This is a genomic window from Flavisericum labens (assembly GCF_045446075.1).
Classification (GTDB): Bacteria; Bacteroidota; Bacteroidia; order Flavobacteriales; family Flavobacteriaceae; genus Flavisericum; species Flavisericum labens.
The window spans coordinates 562,030-584,131 of record NZ_JBJJBQ010000001.1 but is presented as its reverse complement, the minus strand read 5'-3'; the positions used below and the strand labels follow the sequence as shown (position 1 = coordinate 584,131).

General features: G+C 34.7%; 12 protein-coding genes. 6 read left to right on the top strand and 6 right to left on the bottom strand.

Features of this window, described 5'->3' with window-relative positions; translation table 11 throughout:
- Window positions 1-3: 3 nt before the first annotated feature.
- The 6 genes from ACIEHO_RS02565 to ACIEHO_RS02540 all read right to left on the bottom strand — a co-directional run bounded on the left by ACIEHO_RS02565 (window position 4) and on the right by ACIEHO_RS02540 (window position 12,482).
- Window positions 4-1,596: a hypothetical protein gene (locus tag ACIEHO_RS02565; protein WP_406968325.1), complete on the bottom strand. Its 1,593-nt coding sequence runs from the start codon at window positions 1,594-1,596 to the stop codon at window positions 4-6.
- Between the two features lie 30 nt (window positions 1,597-1,626).
- On the bottom strand, window positions 1,627-3,651 hold the full coding sequence (locus ACIEHO_RS02560) for a RagB/SusD family nutrient uptake outer membrane protein (RefSeq protein WP_406968323.1): 2,025 nt from the start codon (window positions 3,649-3,651) through the stop codon (window positions 1,627-1,629).
- Between the two features lie 12 nt (window positions 3,652-3,663).
- Window positions 3,664-6,999 carry a SusC/RagA family TonB-linked outer membrane protein gene (locus ACIEHO_RS02555; RefSeq protein WP_406968321.1) on the bottom strand — a complete coding sequence of 1,112 codons (3,336 nt, stop codon included), beginning with the start codon at window positions 6,997-6,999 and terminating at the stop codon, window positions 3,664-3,666.
- Window positions 7,000-7,430: 431 nt separating this feature from the next.
- A complete protein-coding gene (locus ACIEHO_RS02550; RefSeq protein ID WP_406968319.1) occupies window positions 7,431-8,978 on the bottom strand; it encodes a glycoside hydrolase family 28 protein in 1,548 nt (515 codons plus the stop codon).
- Between the two features lie 44 nt (window positions 8,979-9,022).
- Entirely contained in the window at window positions 9,023-11,488 is a 2,466-nt protein-coding gene (locus tag ACIEHO_RS02545) for a glycoside hydrolase family 95 protein (RefSeq protein WP_406968317.1), read from the bottom strand.
- A gap of 22 nt (window positions 11,489-11,510) precedes the next feature.
- The gene (locus ACIEHO_RS02540) at window positions 11,511-12,482 is read right to left on the bottom strand and encodes a pectinesterase family protein (RefSeq protein WP_406968315.1); all 972 of its coding nucleotides are present in this window, start codon (window positions 12,480-12,482) and stop codon (window positions 11,511-11,513) included.
- Window positions 12,483-13,632: 1,150 nt separating this feature from the next.
- Between ACIEHO_RS02540 and ACIEHO_RS02535 the strand changes: the two genes are divergently transcribed.
- The 6 genes from ACIEHO_RS02535 (at window position 13,633) to ACIEHO_RS02510 (ending at window position 22,093) form a co-directional block, all read left to right on the top strand.
- Complete coding sequence (locus ACIEHO_RS02535) at window positions 13,633-16,392, top strand: TonB-dependent receptor (protein WP_406968313.1); 2,760 nt, start codon at window positions 13,633-13,635, stop codon at window positions 16,390-16,392.
- A 38-nt stretch (window positions 16,393-16,430) separates the two neighbouring features.
- A complete protein-coding gene (locus ACIEHO_RS02530; RefSeq protein WP_406968311.1) occupies window positions 16,431-17,438 on the top strand; it encodes a purple acid phosphatase family protein in 1,008 nt (335 codons plus the stop codon).
- 215 nt (window positions 17,439-17,653) lie between these two features.
- On the top strand, window positions 17,654-18,331 hold the full coding sequence (locus ACIEHO_RS02525; protein ID WP_406968309.1) for a response regulator transcription factor: 678 nt from the start codon (window positions 17,654-17,656) through the stop codon (window positions 18,329-18,331).
- Window positions 18,328-19,572, top strand: a complete 1,245-nt coding sequence (locus ACIEHO_RS02520; protein ID WP_406968307.1) for a PorY family sensor histidine kinase — start codon at window positions 18,328-18,330, stop codon at window positions 19,570-19,572. Before ACIEHO_RS02525 ends, ACIEHO_RS02520 begins: the two co-directional genes overlap by 4 nt.
- Before the next feature lie 48 nt (window positions 19,573-19,620).
- Window positions 19,621-20,040, top strand: a complete 420-nt coding sequence (locus ACIEHO_RS02515; protein WP_406968305.1) for a PepSY-like domain-containing protein — start codon at window positions 19,621-19,623, stop codon at window positions 20,038-20,040.
- Between the two features lie 4 nt (window positions 20,041-20,044).
- The gene (locus ACIEHO_RS02510; RefSeq protein ID WP_406968303.1) at window positions 20,045-22,093 is read left to right on the top strand and encodes a phytase; all 2,049 of its coding nucleotides are present in this window, start codon (window positions 20,045-20,047) and stop codon (window positions 22,091-22,093) included.
- The last annotated feature ends 9 nt before the right edge of the window (window positions 22,094-22,102 follow it).

The following is a 22,102-nucleotide window of genomic DNA, read 5'->3' as shown; positions in this document are numbered from 1 at the left end:
TAATTAATCGAACCATCTGGTATCGCCGGCCACACCTGTACCTGCAAAACCAATACCTTCTTGGATATGGAAATCACCATTATCAGGATCTACAAAAAGTCCGTAAATATCCAATGGAATTTCCGTAATACCATTTAACGGCCTATCTTTGATCATCAAATCATTAGTCTTATAACTACCTGTATAAGAAATAGCTATATTACTATAATCTCCATTAGTATCATTTATTTCAGCGCCTCCATTAGGACCTGTTATTATACAGTCCTGAATAGACACCTGAACTGGATGGTTGTTATCAAACCTCCAAATATGACCCATTGATAAATTGATATTGACACAGGTTATATTGTTGAAATTAATTTGTGTTGAAATACGTATATCTGCAAAACGGGTACTTATTTCCGTAAGCGTACAATTTGAAACATTAATGGAATTAACCGTATTGCCCGAGCCTACGTTTAACATACCCCAACCTCCTGTTTGGGATATCCAACAGTTGCTTACGTTAATATCGTTCACCACACTATCCCCATTAACCCTAACAATAGAATTGATGTCTGACACATTACACCCTACTATGGTAATATCGTTAATTGTGTGACCTCCGGTCTCCACAAAGAAACTGCCCGAAGATGTTGTCGACAGGTATTGGATTGTCAAATTATTAATTTGTCCTTCAAACCTAAATCTTGCATTATCCAGAGTAGAAAGTTTTCCAGTACTATCAGCCGAACCAACAAAAGCAATATTGTTTATGCCATTAGGGATACGCAAATCGCCCCCAATGGAATAATCTTGTCCTGATTCAAATTCAACAGTAATGTCCGTTGTTCCTCCGGTCACGATGTCCTTCAAAGCTTGGGCGATGCTACTAGCATTATCCGTTGGCAAAGCATTATACACATAACTATCGGGAATACCTGTGGTAAGTACACCCAACGTTCCTCGGTTATTATCTCCATTAAAAATCTTAACAATATAGTTTGTTCCCTTTTCCAGCCCTTCTATTGTTAATTCCCCTAAAGATTTTTGCTCGTCAGTCAAACTAAAATCTTCTAATAGCTCCATCGTTTCATTGTACAAGCTTATGTTAGTTACCCTTGGGGTTACCACCCACGTTAAGGCAACACTATATGTTGTGGGCGTATAGCTTGTAAAAATCTGTTCAGCGGGAGTCTGAAAATACACTTGGTTATAATTGGATTGCATATCTGTATCCTCATTAACACTTTTCATCCTAACCGAATAGCCTGTTGTGCCATCGAGTTCGGAGAAGGTTTCCCGGTATTCTTCCTTAACTTGGTTGGTTGACTCAGCAAAAGGTGTTAAGGTATCGGCCAAAACCTCTACCGTTTTAACAATTTCATTAAACTGCAAGCTGTCCTTACTAAATTCAAAAATGTATTTTGTTGCAGAAATTCCCTTTGTGAATTTTAACTCGACAGCTGTTGGTTCTATACCAGAAACTTCTAATACAATGGGCTTAAAAAGCCTATTCCCTCCTGGTTCTACATCCCAGTTATTATAATCTTTTTCACAACCAACCAAAAAACTGGCCAGCAATGAAATCATAAAAATTAATCTTATATTTTTCATTTTAATTAATATTTAATTAATTGAATCGTTTTAATATCCATAGGAATTCTCCAACTCTCCTTGAGATTCAAATATATCCTCATAATAAATTGAAAACATGTGCCTGTAGTTACAATTACCGTTTCCTTTGGGGTATTGGGCCATGTTAGCCTGTATTTCAGCCCCATTGCTCATCGTGCTTAAAAAACTCGTATAATCGTAATCTTTATTGATACCTGTTGCCGCTAGCAAAATTCTGGTTGGCCACTCTATATAATTGGTATTTGTTCCACTATCTGGTTTTGCTGCATTTTTTGGAAACCAATTTATCGATTCGTATTCAGGCCCAGGGCTTGCCCCCAAATTGGTGTAGAGGTTAATAGAGCTTTGGTCTATATACTCATCATCTAAATATTTGTAGTAAACCGTTTGAGGAAAATCGGTTGGCTGGTATGTTTTATCAAAAATGGTTACCGGTTGTTGGTTATCCAACATTAAACACAGTGTTTTTTTCATGGTCTCAATCTTATCGTACAACAGCCCCCAACGCACTAAATCGTGTTTACGGATGGATTCGCAACCAAACTCCCATGCACGCTCATTTATAATAGCCTCTTGGAAATCGGCATCATATTGCTGGATTTTTGTTGAACCTGGGCCAAAAGCACGCTCCCGCACTTTTTCTAAAGCTTGACGCGGAGACATTCCTGCTACCGGGTGTACCTCATCTGGATTAGCCAATTGACTTTGGGCCTCGGCATACATTAAATAAATATCGGAATAACGCATGAGTATCCAGTTAACACCAGTAGCTATACGCGAATTGGCTGTTTTGTGCAATGACAGATATGCATCGGACATCCAATATATACGCCATTTAGCAAAGTTGACACTTAAGGCATCGTTCTTTAAGGTCTCCTTATTTTCACTATCGTATCGCGCCCATGTTAAAGTAGCATCCCTACGGGCATCCTCACGGTCGAACGAATAAAAATAATAGGCTTGAGAAATCACATAACTACCGCCAAAACCTCTTGTTCCGTATTTAGTGTTACCTGACACCTCATAACCCATTAATGACCCAATATCGCCATTGTTCCCAAGACCAAAACCAACTTCAAAAAGATTTTCGTTATATGGGTTTTGCCCCAAACCACATACGGTTTTCCATATATTCTCGTACTCTGGATCTAAAGCATGAGGGTGATCTGAACTTCCTAAAATCTCAGCTGTTTGTTGGGCCGCAATAGTATAATAATCTCTCCAATTTTTTACTCTCCCTACATAATAACCATTGGTTTCAGGAATTGTTGGGTGGTGTACTAAGTCCTTATCAGGAAACATATTTCCATCCCGTAAAGACCAGCCCCCTGCAAATAATGAAATCTTGGCTAAAAGTCCTTTAGTAAAAGCCTTTGACAAACGCTCTACAGTAGAATAATTTGAACTTTCATTAAGCCATGGTAAATATCCAACAGCCTCCTGCAAGTCTTCCACCAAACCAGCGTAGATTATATCCCTATCTGTTTTTCCTATGTAAACATTGGATAAATCGGACTTGGAAGCTTCTGTTTTATAAGGTACATCGCCCCAATACTTTACCAACTCGAAATAAGCCATTGCCCTAAGTGTTAAAGCCTCACCTAAAAGCGGTTCCATTTCATTTGCTCTACTTTCCAAAATAGGTGAGTTTCTTATACCGTCTATAGCGGAAGAAGCCAACTCGACCATTTCAAAAAGACTTTGCCACCTCGTAGTTCGATTGTAGGGGTCGTCGTAAAAATTACCTGCCCCTTCATCTCTACTGGTTGAATTATAGTTATTGGTAGTAAAGCCTGAATTGGCTTCAATATCTGAAACGCCCTGCCAGTTAACCGAAAGTTTCTGTCCATAAATATATGTGTCTGTCATTTTACCGTAAACGCCCATTATGGCCGCTTCAGCCATTGATGGTGTTTTAAAAACGGTTTCTGAACTAAGTTTTGACGGTGATGCTGTATCCAAAAAATCTTTTTCGCACGACACAAACACCATAGCAACACTTAGTAAAATAGAATAATAAAATATTTTTTTCATGTTCTTTTTTTATTAAAATGTTAAGTTAACACCAAGCAAAAACGTTTTTGCTTTTGGATATGCCGACCAATCTACCCCAGGAGTCAGTGGTGAACGCACTGTATCTACCTCTGGGTCTTGGCCGGAGTAGTTCGTCCATACTTTTAAATTATACCCTGTTAAATAGCATCGCATTCTTTGTATCAATCCGCTCTTCATGATACTATCTGGTAAGGTATATCCCAAAGTTAATGTTCCCAACCTTAAAAATGAACCATCTTCAATGGCCCAATCTGTTACAATTGTGGAGTTGGAAATAGGATGCCAAATTCTTGCATTCTGGTTGAGTTCTTGCAAACGTTGTGGATCGGCCGAGTTACCAAACATAACGTTATAACCTGTTTCCGGATCTATCGTTGTGAACCTGTTTTCCAAACTCATGATAGAGCTCAAATTATTGTAGCGTTTAGAGCCACTGAACGTGGTGTTGTCAATCTTGTTGGCGTTGTAAATATCATTGCCGTAAGACCAATTGAACATTGCCGATAAATCAAATCCTTTGTAAGAAGTATTTATGGAAAAACCACCTGTATGTTTTGGCTGCGCCCTACCAATAACTTTTCTGTCTTCATCAGGGGAAATCACATTTCCTTCACCACTTAGTTTTTTAAGCTTCATGTGACCAGGGCCAAAATAATTTCCTGAATTAGTAAATACGGTTGAGGCATCTGCCACACCTTCGTTCAACACCCATTTATTCTGGTTGTCGTCATAAGTAAAATCGTCAAAGGTGTACATGCCATCGGTTACGTAACCGTACATTAAACCTACTGGTTGCCCTACTATGGCTCTAAAATCATCACGACCTACAGTTGGCGCCCAGTTAGTAGCCGCTATCATCTCTCCCGAACTATCCAACTCTTTTACCTTGTTCTCATTAAATGCAATGTTGAAATTTGCAGATAGTTTAAAATCATCATTATCAATAATATCACCTGACAAAGCAAGTTCCAATCCTTTATTTGAAGTACTTCCTATGTTTTGGTACTGCGTATTGTATCCTGAATTAGAAGGCAATGCCACACCCAATATTAAATCATTGGTGTCGATTTGATAGGCATCAACGCTTAAGGACAGACGCTGGTTAAAAAAGCCTAAATCCAAACCAACATTGGCCGACACGGTGGTTTCCCAAGTTAAGTTTTCATTTTTCAATACGGAAGACGTCCGCATGGCACTTTGAGCTGTTTCGGCAACATAAATTAATCTATTGGCTCTATTTTCAAAAGTATAGTCCTGTCGCCAATAAGAACCAACACGGGCATTACCAACCTCTCCATAACTTAAACGCAACTTAGCATTGGACAGCCAACCTTTTGCTCCGCTCATAAAAGATTCATCAGACAATCGCCATGCAAAAGCGGCTCCTGGAAAAAAGCCCCATCTGTTTTTAGGTGCAAATACATTTTTTCCATCGGCGCGAGCCGTAAAGCTAAAAATATAACGGTCGTGAAGCGTATAATTTAAACGCCCGAAAACCGATGATGTTCTTGAAGGCTCCCCTATAGTAGTGTAGGTAGGAAGCGGCGTTCCGTAATTCCACATGGCCAACACATCATCGGCTGTAAAATCAACCGGGAAGAATTTTGATTCTGTACGCATTTCATCACGCTGAGAACTTCTGGCCTCTTGGCCCAACAATATATTAAACCTATGCACATTGTCATTAAATTTCCCATCATAGGTTACGGTATTTTGAATAGACCAGTTTTTACCTTTATAATCTTGGCGTCTCGCAACAGGCTGCCCTCCGTTTGCACTGGCTTCGCCCGTTTTATTAAGCCAAATATTATCGGTATAGTTTTTATTGAACGCATAACTTCCTTTTGATGAAATTGTAATGCCTTTTACAGGTTTATAAGTTAGCCCTGCATTCATTGTCACGTTAAACCTGTTTTGGTCTTTATACTCATTTATAGTATTATAAATGGGGTCATTAAGGCTACTTAAAGCTTCTGCGGAAGTAATATCGTCTACATCTCCTAAGGCATCTTCCGTTAAGAACGTTAAACTTCTTACCGGAGCATACTTAACCGCATCCCTTAGTTTTCTTCCGCTCGATACGCTTGGGCCTCCAATTTGGGTGTTGGACAACCTTGAATTAAAATCGAACACCAGTTTTGACCCGAGGTCTTTATTTAACCTAAAACTTACATAATCCCTTTTATAAGCAGAATTCAACATAATGAAATCCTCTTCATCACGTGTGTAGTTAAGTTTATAGTTTACGGAGGAATCCCCTCCAGTCAACCCTACATCTACATGCTTTTGTATCCCGGTATTTCCATAAAGTTGTTCTTGCCAGTCTAAACCTTTTTTAGATTTATAGATATCAACATCATCCCAAAGACCATACATACCATAAAAGGAAGTCCCGGTAATACTTTCTCCCGGATCCAGTTCTTTTTGGTAATACACATATTCGTAGGGAGACAATACATCGGTTAACTTATATGTGTTTTTTATACCTGTATATGCATTGACCGTAACTTCAGTTTTACCTTCCTTACCTGATTTTGTTGTGACAAGAATTACCCCATTTGCTCCTTCTGAACCATAAATTGCTGTGGAAGAGGCATCTTTAAGTACATCTATTGATTCAATATCCCCTGGAGGAATGTCATTTATACTTCCTACCGGAAACCCATCAACGATATATAACGGCGAGTTATCCTGTGTAATGGAGCTCCCTCCTCTAATCCGTACTTTTATATCAGCATCTGGCGACCCTTCGGCAACGGTAACATGAACACCTGCCAAACGACCAGCCATAGCTTGTAACGCAGATGTAGCAGGAATATCCTTTAAAGACCCTATATCTACTGAAGCAACAGCACCGGTTAAATTCTTACGCTTAGTGGTTCCGTATCCAATAACAACCACCTCATCGAGATTGGTTGACTCTTCCTTCATTACAATATTGATTGTCTTTTTTCCGGAGACAGATACTTCTTGAGTTTCCATCCCTACGTAAGTAAATTTCAAAACAGCATTTGAGGGTACATCGTTTAAAGTAAAGTTTCCGTCAAAATCTGTCATAACCCCTTTCAAAGTCCCTTTTACAACGATTGATACTCCAGGTAAAGCCATACCATTCTCATCTAGAACCGTACCCGAGACATTAATTTGTTGGTAAGACAAATTTTTAGTTTCACTATTTTTATAGTAATTAGTATTTGCCAATAGTTCTTTACTATCATTTGCAAATAATGTATAAGGGAAAAATGCCACTACAGATAAAACCATAAGTGTTTTCCCTACTGCAACTTTAAATACGTCAAAGCTTTTCTTTGACAAACTATTTTTCATAAATTATAGTTTAGTTATTGTTATTTAGTTATTTAATCGGTTTGGGTTATTTTCAGTTACCCTTCTTTTTAATTGTTTAAGTTCGTTTCATACATTCGGGTTTATTAAGTTCAACATTCTACCTATTCTCAATCGATACAAAAACTGTCTGCATAACAATTGAAACAATTCTATTCATTAAAAGCATTTGCAAATTGTTTTATAGGACAAACAAATTTAGACTCCTATATATTTTACTATGGGGACGAAACACAATAATAGAGGGTACAAATCACACAACACCAATATTTACAAGGATTACAGACAATAAAAAGAAAAAAAAACGCTACCAAAGGGGTTAAATACATTTAGAAAATCCAGTGGGTTATTCTACTAGCAAAAAATCCTATTGGGTTTGAATTTTACGGTGAAGTATTTGTAAAAAAAAAGACTTACTGCTTTGTATTTCTTATAGGTTCTTTTACCAAATTCAGGAAATTATCTCCCATAATAACGGAGCTACTATCCTTTTCTAAAAAAACATCAGCAGATACTTTTTGAAAACAATTATTTAAGAGCACGTTTTCGCTAACAGAAACTTTAATTACAGGTTGATCTGCAACCGGCAATGTGCAATTGATGCGGTTTAAAACAACACCTTTGCAATTCTCAAAATCTAAAACATTCCCTTGCTTAGTACCAGCATTAATATTGTTGAACTCTAAATTCGTGGCAGTGTGTGCTTTAAAACCTTCCTTTGCTGATATGGTAATATTAGAAAAGGACAAATCGTTTATGGGCATTTCTTCAATTCCTCTTATAAACCCAATACTATTTACATCCTCGCCCGTAACATTATCAATATGGATGTTTCTAAAAATCGGCGTTCGTTCACTAATAGACTCTGGTTTTGAGGTCTTATCATAAAACAGATTAAAGCTGAAGGCATTTCTAACAATATTTCGCATAACAACATTGGACACCCTAATATTCTCAACCACTCCACCACGACCTCTGGAAGCCTTCATTCGAATTCCTGAATCTGTCCCGTCAAAAACACAATTTGAAATAACAACATTTTTTACACCACCAGACATTTCACTACCAATAACAACCCCTCCATGACCTGACAACATAACACAATTAGTTATTGTTATGTTTTCGCATGCCTTTCCATAATCTCTACCATGAAAATCTCGACCTGATTTTATAGTAATACAATCATCACCAACACTTATAAAGCAATCAGATATTCTTACATTACTGCAAGACGACGGGTTTATTCCATCTGTATTAGGACCATCAGAACTATTAAAAATTGAAACACCATGAATTAAAACATCATCACAACCAACAGGATTAATGGTCCAAAAGGGTGAATTTTGAATTCGAACACCTTCAATTTTCACTTTTTTACATTCTAAAAACTGAATAAATGGGGGACGAAAAAACTGATTTTTCAAGGTTCTTTCGTAATATTGTTCTACTTCTAAACCCGCATTAGCTTCGCTCCAAAGTTGCTGCAAATCATTAGGGCTTTCAATCTTGCCTCTTTCATTAACTTCATCCGAAATTCTTTTAATTTCTTTCCACCATTCAAAACCATTTCCTTCTAAAGTCCCTTCTCCTTTTATAGTTATGTTTTCGACATTTTTTGCATTAATCAAAGGTGCAAAAGAGTTCATAAAAACGCCTTCATAACGCACTTTTTTAAACGGTAAGTATTCTTTAAATTCTGAAGTGAATTTTAAAATTGCACCAGCCTCTATATAAAGGGTAATGTTACTTTGTAAGGTAATTGGCCCAGTTAAATACGTTCCTGTTGGAAAGTAAATTGTTCCTCCTCCATCTTTACTGGCTAGTTGAATTGTTTCGTTTATTAAATGAGTACACAATTCTTCACCTGTGGTATCAGCTCCTAATTCTTTAATATTATAAGTTTCTGCATGAATTTGATGTGCTATAAGCACAACAAAAGCAATAAAATATCTTTTTAACATCTCTTAATTTATGGTTTAGTTTAAAATTTTTATCGAACATTTTACTAATGAACTCCTAGTGCATGTAATTTGACGGTTTCTCCTTTGTCAATCATGATATCGTATAAGTAATAAGATTTCAAATCGATTTTTCCTAATTTAGATTCATTAGAAACTAGCGGCTTTTTTATTTTTGGGGTTTTATAAAATTCATTAAGGTTTTCACCGCTTGCTATAGAAAATTCTTTTCCATATTCATTATAAAGTCTTACCTCGCTTCTTATTCTCAATAAGCCACCTATTTTTGATACTATGCTTGCTTGTTTTAATTGATTTTCTACCCACTCCATATCAACTTCAAAACCTCCCCTTGCCTTTAAGCCTTTTACCTCACCAGATTTCCATTCTGTAGGTAAAGCTGGCAATAAATGAACGGCTTCGTCATGTGATTGCAATAACATTTCAGCAATTCCTGCCGTACAACCAAAGTTGCCATCAATTTGAAAAGGCGGGTGCGCATCCAACAGGTTAGGGTAAGTGCCGCCTTCTTTTGCTCCATCCTGAACTAGTGTTAATTGTTCTTTGATTAAATCGTATGAACGGTTTCCATTTAGCAGACGTGCCCAAAAATTAACTTTCCAGCCCATGGACCAACCAGTTGATTTATCCCCTCGGTACATCAAGGTATTTTGTGCAGCCTCAAATAATTCGGGATTTTTAAATGGTGAAATTTGTGCCGATGGATGTAACCCGTATAAATGGGAAATATGCCTATGTCTATCATTTTCCCTATCCCAATCCTTTATCCATTCTTGCAATTGGGAAATCTTGCCTACCTGCATAGGGGGCAACAAACTTCTTTTTTTCTCAATATCATTTCTAAATGCTTTATCCTCATCTAAAATTTTGGATGCATTGATAAGATTAGAAAACACATCGAAAACCAGTTGATTGTCCATAGTAGTTCCATAGGTAATAGAAACATTATTTTTATAAGAATTCTCAGGAGACATTGAAGGCGCCACAACTAACCAACCATGTTCTGGTTCTGTTTGCAATACATCAGAATAAAATTGTGCTATTGATTTTAATACAGGATAATATTTCTTCAAAAACTCCTTGTCTCCAGTAAATAAATAATGTTGCCACACATGTTGTGTCAACCAAGCTCCACCCATTGGCCATACGCCGTAAAAACCACCATCTACCACACTTGTTATACGCCATAAATCGGTGTTATGGTGCATGTTCCAGCCTCCTGCATGATACATTTTACTTGCACTTTCCTTACCTGTTACAGACAATTCCTCAATCATATCAAACAAGGGTTGATGAAGCTCTGATAAGTTCGTTACTTCAGCAGGCCAATAGTTCATCTCTGTATTAATATTTACTGTGTATTTACTATCCCAGGGTGGCGATAACAAATGATTCCATATACCTTGCAGGTTTGCAGGTTGACCTCCTGGTCTAGAACTTGAAATTAAAAGGTATCTACCAAACTGAAAATATAAAGACACTAAGGACAAATCATTGTTTTCAGAAAACTTTTCCAACCTTTCATCTGTCGCTAGATTGTTTACAGAAGTTTCATCCCTTTGTAATTTTAAAGACACTCTATTAAAATACTTTTGATAATCTTTTATATGAGCATCTTTTAAATTGCTATAATCAATCGACTTTGCTGAATTTAAATAACTGATAGCCTGCTCATGGGTATCATTAGTCAAATCTTTATAATTTTTAAAATTTGTACCAATACTGATTATTAAAGTAACTTCATCTGCATTTTGTATTTCAAGGCTGTTATTATTTTGAACTAATTTTCCCGATTTCAAAACGGGTTGCACCAAAGCTTCAAACTTCACTTTACCTTTTTTATTAACATCATCGCCACTTTGTCCTTTTAACACCAACAATCCACCCTCAATTTGAACGTCATGGTTTTTTTGAGGGCTTTGAAAACCAAGTGTGAAATTAATTTTCCGTTTCTTGTTAGCTGATAAACGCACCACCATAACTTGCTGAGGAAAGGAAACGAAATATTCTCGTTTAAAATCCACACCATTGGCCGAATATGTTGTTGTTGAAATTGCGTTTTCAATATCCAGCGTTCTCTTATAATTTGAATAATCAACTGCTCCAAAATCCATTATCAAATCACCAACAGTTTGATAAGGCATCCCATAATTATTATTGGTTGGTGTGTTTCTAGGAAAAGTTTCGTTCGATAAAGCTTGAGCTTCCTCATATTTTCCTTCAAATAAAAGATTTCTAATTTTTTCTATATTGGGATAGACATCATAATTGGGCACATTATTCCCTGGTTCACCAGCCCATACCGTTTCTTCATTCAGTTGAATTTTATCATCAGCAACACCACCAAAAACCATCCCCCCTATTCTTCCATTACCTATGGGCAGTGCTTCATTCCAATTATTTGCTGCTTGCTTATACCATAAGGTGTTGTTGACCTGTGATTGTGCACAAAGTGAAATACCTAAACTAAAAATTGCAATTAGTATTTTCATATATTTTTGTTTTGTATCTATTTTATTGCGTAAATCCTTTTAACAAAGTCCATTTACTTGTTATCTTGAAAATATTGTTGATGTTGTACTCTTTTATTTCCTTTTCGGTTAAAATATGCGACCATGCCACTCTTTCCTTGATATTAGCCCCTTCTCCTTTGCTTCCATATTCTGCATAATAAACAGTTGCTTGCCTTTGTGGCTTACCCCAATTGTGCCAACCTTCGGAAACAATATGTTTTCCCATGGTACAATCGATAAAAACAACCTTAGCATACGACCTCCATGGGCGGCCCAGATAGACTTTGTCTACATTTTTATCTGCTGTTAAATTGCAATTAAGAAATACATAACCAAAATCACGTTCTCTTGGGGTGTTTGCCGCTGTAATAAAAGAATTGGATTTACTATGAATTTCACATTGGTTAAAAATGGCCGTTGCGGCTCCAAAAATGAAATCGGTAGTGCCCGAAATATAGCAGTCTATGAAATACTGCCGACTATTTTTACCCGATGCATACAAGGTATCTTGATGACCAATAAACCTACATTTTTTAGCTACGAAATAATCCCCTTCTACATGTAGTGCAACGGCTTGACCAACTGGCCCTGATGAATTTTCAACCTTTATATTTTCAATTTTTATGTTATCCCCCAATATTTTCAAGGTATAACTTGTAAAAGTACCTATTCCTTGCCGTCCTACATGATCTCCATAAACAATAATGGTTTCTTTGTTACTCTCGCCTATAAGGGTAATGTTGGAATGGAATGAATCAATCAGTACTTTTTCCTTATATACCCCATTTTTAATATATATGGTCTTTTCTTCCTCAGAAAATGCTCCACAAGCAGTTACAGCCTCTTGTATAGAGGAAAAATCACCTGAACCATCTTGTGCCACTATTATTTCTTTTTTTTCAATGGCAAACAACAAGTTGCAACTAAAAATAAAAAGGTAAAAAATAAAATGTAAGCTATGCTTTTGTTTCATCCCAACTGAACGGTTTAAAAAAGAAAGAATAAAGAAACTACATTCCCTATCCTTTACTTATGACAAATTATTAATTTGATGATTCTTCATCATCTTCTGCTATACCGCAAAGTTAAATGCTCAACATAGGTCTAAAGGGTGGCGATTCACAATACTAGACGGGGCTATTAGCAATAATTCAACACGCCGTTGTTAAATTACTTTAAAATCGTTTGTTTAGCACCAAAGGAATTACAATTTGGCTATACCTGTTTAACTTATAAGAAAAACCTATTAGAATAATTTTAAACTAAAAAACATTTGTTTTGGATTTACTATTGAAAATAAAGTTGTCGTGGTCACTGGTGCCGCCGGCATAAAAGGAAGCATAGGAGAAACGTTGCTACAGACCTTTTCTCTAGAAGGTGCTATACCTGTTATTGTTTGCCGCAGTAATAGAGGGTAGAATTACGAAAAAATATTACAGCAACGTGGTATTGATTCTATTTTTGTCAAAACTGACTTAACCCGGACTAGTCAAATTAAATTAGCAGTAAATATAATAATAGAAAAATATGGAAAATCGACGTCCTGATAAACAATATAGGGGTTAACGATGGTGTTGGCTTGGATTCTTCCGTCAGTGACTTTAAAAACTCTCTTCAACTTAAGTTAGCAAATAAATCGCAGACAGAAAAAGCCCGCGAGGACTTTCGTAAATTGACTTTAGAAACAAGTTCAAATTTATTTACTTTAAAAGTTCCGAAATCGTAATTAACGTTTTCATCAAAAATTATAATAATTTTCCTTTTTGACATAATTCCGTTCTAAATTTCCCGTAGAATTTATGCCGAGATTCGGAGATGAAATAAATTTAATCCCCAAACCTGACCTTAACAATTTTTGTCGAATTTAGAAGTGTTCTAAAAAGGGATAGGTTACATAAAGAACTAAGAAATGCTGATTTAACAGCAAATTTTATTCGTATTCATAATAAATTAAAATCTATGTTTTACTGAAGTTTTATTAATAAAACTATTAAACTTGCCTTAGTTAGAATTTTAGAATTTATTTTTATTATCATAAATTGTTAAAATAACCAATCCAGATTTCATACAGATTTCAGTTTTACGTTTGGAAAACAACTAAACTTTATTAAAAAGATAAACCAATGAAAAAAATTACAAAAACTAAAAAGTGTCTAATTTATGGCATCTCTCTTTTTGTGTCTTTATTGTCTTTTCAAAGTACATTCTCACAAGAAAAGGCTGTAATAAAAGGTGTTATTACAGATGCCGAACTAAAAGGCCCGTTACCAGGAGCAAATATAATTGTTGTTGGAACATCAAATGGAACTACTACCGATTTTAATGGCGAATATACGCTTTTTGTTTCATCTGGCAGTTTCGAAATAGAAGTCAGCTATATAGGAAATGAAACTAAAAAGGTAAATATTGAAATTGCGGCAGGTGAAACAAAAACTGCTAACATAGAGTTATCACGCGAAGCTACTTCTTTAGATGAAGTTTTAATAACGGGTTCATTAGATGGGCAACAGAAAGCTCTTAATCAACAAAAATCTTCTGATAATTTGAGGAGCATCGTTTCTGCCGATCAAATGGGGAAATTTCCAGATCAAAACTCTGCCGAATCACTGCAGAGAGTTTCTGGTGTAAATTTACAAAGAGATGAAGGTGATGGTCGATTTGTTTTAGTAAGGGGCCTAGCACCACAGTTTACCAATATTAGTATTAATGGTGAACAAATACCTTCACCAGAAGGCGATTCTCGTTTTGTTGCATTAGATGCGATACCATCTAATCAGTTAGCTTCACTAGAAGTTAGTAAATCTATTACACCAGACATGGATGGTGATGCTATTGGTGGATCTGTAAACTTAAACACACCTACAGCAACTAAAAAGGAGCTAACCATTAACGGGTCTGCTGCTCTTGAATATAATGATGGATCAGAAAAAACTACTGGACAAGGGAGTGTTTCAATAAGTAAACGGTCTGAAAGTGGCAAGTTTGGATTTATAGTAAACGGTAGTTATGCAGGTAGTAAAAAAGCATCAGATAGGTATGAATTTGATGGTTATCCGCAAACTGATGTAGAAGGGAAACTAGAAATATCTGATTTTGAAATTGAGAGAAATCGATTAGGCTTAAGTACAACTTTAGATTATAGAGGAGAAAACACTAATTTATATGCAAGGGTTTTGTTTAGTGAATTGAGAGAGGTTGAATTGAGAAGACGTATTAGTCTTGAAACCGAAGAGGACGATGGAGAACTTGAATATACGTACACCAAAGAGTTAAAGGACAGACCTGAAAATCAAGGTGTCTTTAGTTTAAATTTAGGCGGGTCTACTGTATCTCCAAAATTAAAATGGGATTATGAGTTTTCTTATTCTGAAGCATGGCAGGATACGCCAAGAAACGATCAATATGTGTTTAAGGGTGAGCCTGATGGATTTGAATTTGATTATTCAGACAGATTAAATCCTCAACTTATTAGCCTAGGTGGAGTACCAGCCAGTAGTAATCCTTTTACCGATTTAACTGTTTTGGAATTTGATGAGTTGGAAAAAGAAAGTACACGTGCAGAAGACAGAAATATTACCTTAAAAACAAATCTTGCAATTCCTTTCAAAGTAAATGATAACACTGGAGAATTTAAGTTTGGAGGAAAAATGCGTTTTAAAGATAAGCAGTTTGATGTAAGAGAATTTAATGTATACGAATATGATGGTGACGACGATTTAACTTTAGACAATTTTTCTGATGGTTTTGATGAAAATGGATTTATGGCTGGCGATTTTAACAGTTCATTAGGCGGTTTTGTATCTGGGAACAGTGTCCTTAATTTTTTAAATGCCAATATTGGTGATTTTGAAGAAGATACTGCAAAGTCTATTGAAGAAACAATATCACAAGAATATACCATATCTGAAGACGTGTATGCGGCTTATGCCATGGGTAAAATCAAGTTTGATAAGTTATTGTTATTAGGAGGATTAAGATACGAAGCAACAAAGTACAGGTACTCAACTGGAATCTTTAATGAGGAAGAAGAAACAGCTAGTAAAATTGACGGAACAAATAAATATGATTACCTATTACCTATGCTGCATTTAAAGTATAATTTTAGTGACAATACTATATTAAGAGCTTCGGCTACGCAAAGTTATTCAAGACCTAATTTTGAAGATTTATCTCAAGGAGCTGTATTTAACTCGGCAGATTTAGAAGCTTCAATATTTAATCCAGATCTTGTGCCAGTTGAAGCCATTAACTTAGATTTATTTGCAGAACATTATTTTGGTACTGTAGGCTTATTAAGTGGAGGTGTATTTTATAAAAAACTAGACAATTTTATATACAAAGCAACCACAGATCAAACCTTTAGAGGTATTCCAGACGTAGAAGTTACGCAAGCTATTAATGGTGAAACAGCAGATTTGCTTGGTTTTGAAATTGGATATCAACAAAAACTAAACTTTTTACCAGGATTTTTAAAAGGTTTTGTAGTTTATGCTAACTATACGTATACCAGTTCAAAAGCAGAAGTAGCTAATTTTTCTGAAGATGATGAAATAACAGAAATAGACTTACCGGGTCAAGCTGAACATATCGGAAATGCTGCTTTAGGATATAATAAAGGAGGTTTTGATGCAAGATTATCCTTAAATTATAATGGAGCTTTTACTAGTGAGTTTGATGGAGACAGAGCAGTTAGAATAGATAATAGAGTACAAATTGATTTTTCAGCAAGTCAAACGTTTGCAAAAAAGCGTATGACTGCCTTTATAGAGTTAGTGAACCTAAACGATGAAAATCAAATCGAACTTTATGACACAAGAGCAACTCCAAGAGAAAGACAACGTTATGGTAGTTGGGGAAGACTCGGATTGAGGTTTAACTTTTAATCAACTAAAAGGGTTTAAAAACTTCCATTTTCTTTACAATGAAAAACATTATAAAAAGTTTATTTGTATTTGCCTTAATAAGTGTTATTGGGCTCAATATAGGCTGTTCTTCAGTAAAAGAAGCTCAAGTAGTAAAATCTTCCTCTAAAATAAGTGATGAGGTATATTTTGTAACTGACAGTTTGGTTGTATGGGACGATGCACTTCACTTTTTGGTAATAGGCGATTGGGGTAGAAAAGGTGATTATCATCAGCAAGATGTTGCAGATAGAATGGAGGAAGCTGCAAAAAAATTAGATGCAGAGTTCATTATTGCTTTAGGAGATAATTTTTATCCTAATGGAGTAGCTAGCATAGATGACCCTAACTGGATGTTTTCATATGAGAATATATATAAAGGGTATCACCTAGAAATTCCTTGGCATGTTGTTCTGGGTAATCACGATTATCGTGGTAACCCTCAAGCACAAATAGATTATACTAAAAAAAGTCAAAGATGGAATATGCCTGATAGATATTTTGATTATCAATTTGAAGATGAAGACACAGGTCTATTAGTGAACTTTTTATTTTTAGACACAAATCCGTTTGAGAAAAAATATTACAGTGAAAAAGCCTATACGAATGTTAAAAGTCAAGATACTATAAAACAAATACAGTGGATTGATAGCATCATGACAGCAAAACCTAAAGGTGATTGGACTATTTTTTCTGGACATCATCCGCTTTATTCTGGAGGAAAAAGACTAAACGCTACTAAAGATATTCGAAATGCTTTGGATCCAATATTAAATCGGCATAATGTAGATATCTATTTTGCAGGTCATGAGCATGATTTGCAATACATAAAACCAGAAGGTAAAACACATCATTTTATTTCTGGAGCAGGGTCAGAAGTCAGAAAAACAGGTCTTATCGAAGGTATGTCAAAGTTTGCGGCTTCTATTCAAGGATTTATGGCTGTTACAATTACTAGGACGAAAATGCTGATTCAAGTAATTGATTATAAAGGGAACATAATTTATACCACATCTATTGTAAAATAATATCATATTTATTAATTAGTTTTAAAATCGGAAGTGTAAAATTATTTCCGATTTTTTATTTATAATCTCTTTTAAAATTTGAATACAAATTCTCAAAATATTTGAGTTGCCTGTCACAGATTTTAATTTCAAAAATAAATATAAAAAAAACGACTAAAATCTTATAATAAGATAAATTCAGTATCTTGGATTTTAGATAAAAAATTCTTAAAAACATGAAATTATTAATCATAGAAGACGAACAAGAAGTTCAAGATGATTTAATCACATTTCTTAAAAGTGAAAATTTTTTGTGTGAGGCAGTAGCTACGGCTTTTTTGGCTAAAGAGAAGGTGTATATGCATAACTATGATGCCATTATTTTAGATATAGGTCTGCCTGATGGTAGTGGTCTTGAAGTTTTAGAATATTTGAAGGAAATCAAAAAAGACACTGGAGTTATAATTCTAAGTGCGCGTGGTGCCATTGATGATAAAATAACAGGTTTAGATCTTGGCGCAGATGACTATCTTACAAAGCCATTTGATTTTAATGAATTGAATGCAAGAATAAAATCAATCATTAGAAGAAAGTTATTTAATGGAAGTAATAGCATCAATTTTGGCGAAATAAATATAAATACTGCGTCTCATGTTGTAAAAATAAATAGCATTGAAATTGAACTTACTCAAAAGGAATATCAATTGTTGCTTTTCTTAATTAGCAATGAAAACAGAGTCATCACAAAAGAATCAATTGTAGAACACCTATGGGGAGATGATACTGATATGTTTGATTCCTTTGATTTCATTTATAGTCATATCAAAAATTTAAGAAAAAAAATTCTGAAAGCAGGGGGAAAAGACTATTTAAGCACTATATATGGCGTTGGTTATAAATTTATAAAAGATTGAAATTACTTTATAAAACATCATTGTATTATGCACTGGCTTCGTTATTATTCTTTGTAATAGCAGGTTTTATTATTTCTTCAAATTTCAATAAGGTTATCGAAAATGACGTCAATGATTTCCTGATAAATAGAGAAGAAATTGCGACTACTCAAATAGTAAATGGCGTTTTACTTTCATCATTAAATAATTATGAACAAATTGTAAAAATTACAGACCGACAAAATGCATTAGATAAAATAGTGCTTAAAGACACCACATTGTATGATATTATTGGTGATGAGTTTCACAATTACAAAAAACTTGAAGTAACAAGAAAAATAGGAGATAATTTGTATGATATCACCATTTTTAAATCATTAATCAAAACCAATATTCTTATTACTGAAGTACTTAAATCTTTAATTATTGTTTTTCTAGGTCTTCTCACCTTTTTAATATTTGGAAACTTATTGATTTCTAACAGTATATGGAAACCCTTTAAAAATACCCTATCCAAACTGGAAAATTATGAACTTGCAAGTACTAAATCTGTAGATTTTAATAAGACCAATACCCAAGAATTTAATCAGCTCAACACAATGCTAAATACATTAATAACAAAAATTCATACTGACTATCTAAATATGAAGGAGTTTACTGAAAATGCGGCGCACGAAATTCAAACACCTTTGGCTATTATTCGAAGTAAATGTGAAATGTTATTACAATCAGATAGTTTAACTGAGATCGAGCTTAATCACACTAAATCTATTTTTAATAGTTGTCTCCGATTATCTAAAATCAATCGAGGACTTTCATTATTGGCAAAAATTGAATCTGGTGCTTATGAAGCTACAGAAAAGGTTAATGTGACCGAAATATTACGAGATCAAATAGCGCATTATAGTGAGATTGTTGAGCTAAATAACTTGCAGTTAAAAGCCCGTATAAACAATGAAATTTACTATGATATTAATCCAGAATTAACAGAAATATTAATTTCTAATTTTATAAGAAATGCCATAAAACACAATATTCAAGATGGAGAAATTGCGATTCATGCTTATGACAATATGATTTGCTTTTCAAATAGTGGTGAACAAAAAGAAATTGACAAGAGCCAGTTTGAACGATTTAATAGATCTAGTTTAAATTCATTAGGACTTGGGCTCTCCATTGTAGATAAAGTATGTAAGCTATATACCATTAAATTAAAATATACTTATAACAACAATACCCATAATTTTCAATTAATATTTTAAAACAGATTCTCTACAGATTTTGTACATAAATTCGAACCAGTTTAAGAAATGAAACAAAGTTCTTTAATAGCAATTTTTCTGATATTATTTTCATGCGATACAGCTAAGGTTCCTCGTGAAATTCAACTAAAGTTTTTAGAATTGGAGCCTATGGCTCATAACATTACTTGGATAATTGACAATAATATTTATCAAGTTGATTGTATAATCAATAAGAAACATAGTACTTCATATTTTGATAAAAATGGCAATTGGCTGGAAACAGAGTCAGAAATTGATACTGAAGAATTACCTGAAGCAATATTAAGAACCTTGCAAACAAAATTAAGCGAATATTCAATAATAGATATTGAAATAGTTAAAACAAAAGATAGTCAAGTTTTATACGAAGTAGATTTAAAAAAAGGAAACAAAATTTACGATATACTTTTTGATGAAACTGGTAAAATTTTAAGAAAACAAATTTGAAGTTATGAAACCAATTATTGTAAAGAAGTCATTATTTCTATTTTCAGGAATACTGTTATTCTCATCATGTGAGAAAAAACCAAAGATTGCAGAAAACGCCATAAAGCCTAAAATAACAACAGAAGCTGTAAAGCATGACACAGACGATCCTGCAATTTGGATTAATGAAGAAAACCCTGAAGAAAGTTTAATCATAGGGACTGATAAAAATGAAGACGGGGCATTATATGTTTATGACTTAAAAGGGAATATCATTGAAGATAAAACCGTAAGAGGTTTAAAACGTCCTAACAATGTTGATATTGAAGAAATAGAAATTGGCGAAGATGAATTCTCAATAGCAGTTACTACAGAGCGTTTAACAAACAAACTACGTGTTTTTAAATTACCGGAGATGACTCCAATTGACAATGGTGGTATCGAAGTATTTGTTGGAGAAGAACAAAGAGACCCAATGGGGGTTTCTTTATACAAAAACCCTGATGATGAAGTTTTTGCTTATGTTGGCAGAAAATCTGGACCACAAGATGGTTACATTTGGCAATATAAGCTTGAAGGCGATGCCAGCGGTAATATAGTTGGTAAAAAAGTCAGGGCTTTTGGTAAATATAGTGGTAAAAAAGAGATAGAAGCTATTGTAGTTGATGACGACCTTGGCTATGTGTACTATTCTGATGAAGGGGTTGGTGTACATAAGTATTATGCTGATGCAGATAAAGGAAATGAAGAATTAGCTTTATTTGCTGCAGAAGGCTTTGCACAAGACCACGAAGGTTTAAGTGTGTATTCTACTGATGTTGGTACAGGTTACATTATCGTCTCTGATCAACAAGCAAACAAATTTCACTTTTTCACTAGAGAAGGGACAAAAGAAAACCCACATGCTCATAGATTTGTTAAATCAATAGATGCCTCTACCATGGAAAGTGATGGATCTGAAGTAACAAATGCTTCATTAGGTGATTTGTTCCCTAAAGGAATGTTCGTAGCCATGTCTGATGATAAAACCTTTCAACTATACGCTTGGGAAGATATTGCCGGAGATGATTTACTTATTGCTCCTGATGGATTACCAGAACATACTAAAAATGCAATTCAACCAAAATACATTACTGAAAAAGTTGTGTATGACACGGATGATCCAGCTATATGGATTAATAAAAAGGATCCTTCTAAAAGTCTGATTATTGGAACTGATAAAGAAGATGGAGGTGGATTATACGTTTTTGATTTGCAGGGTAAAATTATTGAAGACAAATGTGTTCTTAATCTTCAGCGTCCTAATAATGTTGATATTGCATATAATTATAACTTAGGTGGAAAGAAAATTGATATTGCAGTGACTACAGAAAGAAGTAAAAATCAATTACGTATATTTAGTGTTCCGGATATGAAACCTATAGATGGAGGTGGATTACCCGTATTTACAGATCGTGAGGAAAAAAATCCAATGGGACTGGCACTTTATACCAATCCTAAAGACGGACTAATATACGCTATTGTTGGACCAAAGGATGGGCCAGCTGAAGGGTATCTAGTTCAATACCGTATTGATAATGCTGCCAACGGAACCGTAAAATTGACAAAAATACGCGATTTTGGAAATTATAGTGGTGTTAAAGAAATTGAAGCCATTGCTGTAGATAATGAATTAGGGTATATATATTGCTCTGACGAAAACTTTGGAGTGCGCAAATATTATGCAGATCCAGCCAAAGGAAATGAAGAATTGGCTCTGTTTGGAACAAAGGATTTTGGAAGAGACATTGAAGGAATAAGCATTTATAAAAATGATGATGGAACGGGTTATATTCTTATTTCAGACCAACAACAGAACACCTTTAATATCTTCCCAAGAGAAGGATCAAAAGATAACCCTCACAAACATGAGTTGATCAAATCTGTAGAATTAATGACTATGGAAAGCGATGGTTCAGAGGTAACATCAGTTAATTTAGGAGATGAATTCCCAAAAGGAATATTTGTAGGCATGTCTACAGATAAAACATTTCATATCTACGATTGGCGAGATATTGCAGGAGATAGTTTATAACAAAAAACT

Coding starts and splice junctions, on each gene's coding strand:
- ACIEHO_RS02565 (WP_406968325.1), bottom strand. CDS start 1,596: ATGAAAAATATAAGATTAATTTTTATGATTTCATTGCTGGCCAGTTTT.
- ACIEHO_RS02560 (WP_406968323.1), bottom strand. CDS start 3,651: ATGAAAAAAATATTTTATTATTCTATTTTACTAAGTGTTGCTATGGTG.
- ACIEHO_RS02555 (WP_406968321.1), bottom strand. CDS start 6,999: ATGAAAAATAGTTTGTCAAAGAAAAGCTTTGACGTATTTAAAGTTGCA.
- ACIEHO_RS02550 (WP_406968319.1), bottom strand. CDS start 8,978: ATGTTAAAAAGATATTTTATTGCTTTTGTTGTGCTTATAGCACATCAA.
- ACIEHO_RS02545 (WP_406968317.1), bottom strand. CDS start 11,488: ATGAAAATACTAATTGCAATTTTTAGTTTAGGTATTTCACTTTGTGCA.
- ACIEHO_RS02540 (WP_406968315.1), bottom strand. CDS start 12,482: ATGAAACAAAAGCATAGCTTACATTTTATTTTTTACCTTTTTATTTTT.
- ACIEHO_RS02535 (WP_406968313.1), top strand. CDS start 13,633: ATGAAAAAAATTACAAAAACTAAAAAGTGTCTAATTTATGGCATCTCT.
- ACIEHO_RS02530 (WP_406968311.1), top strand. CDS start 16,431: ATGAAAAACATTATAAAAAGTTTATTTGTATTTGCCTTAATAAGTGTT.
- ACIEHO_RS02525 (WP_406968309.1), top strand. CDS start 17,654: ATGAAATTATTAATCATAGAAGACGAACAAGAAGTTCAAGATGATTTA.
- ACIEHO_RS02515 (WP_406968305.1), top strand. CDS start 19,621: ATGAAACAAAGTTCTTTAATAGCAATTTTTCTGATATTATTTTCATGC.
- ACIEHO_RS02510 (WP_406968303.1), top strand. CDS start 20,045: ATGAAACCAATTATTGTAAAGAAGTCATTATTTCTATTTTCAGGAATA.